1 protein-coding gene is annotated in these 602 nt (G+C 70.9%); it reads left to right on the top strand.

What is annotated here, in order from left to right:
- A partial coding sequence (locus AC07PZ_RS31605) for an ABC transporter ATP-binding protein (RefSeq protein ID WP_495299140.1) occupies nucleotides 1-602 on the top strand: 602 nt, incomplete at both ends.

Below are 602 nucleotides of genomic sequence, written 5' to 3'. Positions count from 1 at the left end.
GGCGTCAGCTACACCGTGCGCGCCGGCCAGACGCTGGGCGTGGTCGGCGAGTCCGGCTGCGGCAAGAGCGTCACCGCGCTGTCGATCATGCGGCTGCTGCCCGCACCGCCGGCGCGCATCCGCGGCCAGGTGCGCCTGCGCGGCACCGACCTGCTCACGCTGAGCGAGCGCGAGATGCGCCAGATCCGCGGCAACCGCATCTCGATGATCTTCCAGGAGCCGATGACCTCGCTGAACCCGGTGCTCAGCGTCGGGCGCCAGATCGCCGAGACGGTGCAGCTGCACCAGAAGGCCAGCCGCGCCGAGGCGATGGCGCGCGCGGTCGAGATGCTGCGCATCGTGCAGATCCCCGAGCCCGAGCGCCGCGTGAACGAGTACCCGCACCAGCTCTCCGGCGGCATGCGCCAGCGCGTGATGATCGCGCTGGCCCTGGCCTGCAATCCGGAAGTGCTGATCGCCGACGAGCCGACGACCGCGCTGGACGTGACGATCCAGGCGCAGATCCTGGAGCTGATCCGCCGCCTGCAGAAGGAGCTGGGCATGGGCGTGGTGATGATCACGCACGACCTGGGCGTGGTGGCCGAGAGCTGCGACCGGGTGGT

It is taken from the genome of Variovorax sp. GW821-FHT10B04 (assembly GCF_059415645.1).
This window is presented reverse-complemented; position numbering and strand designations above follow the sequence as displayed.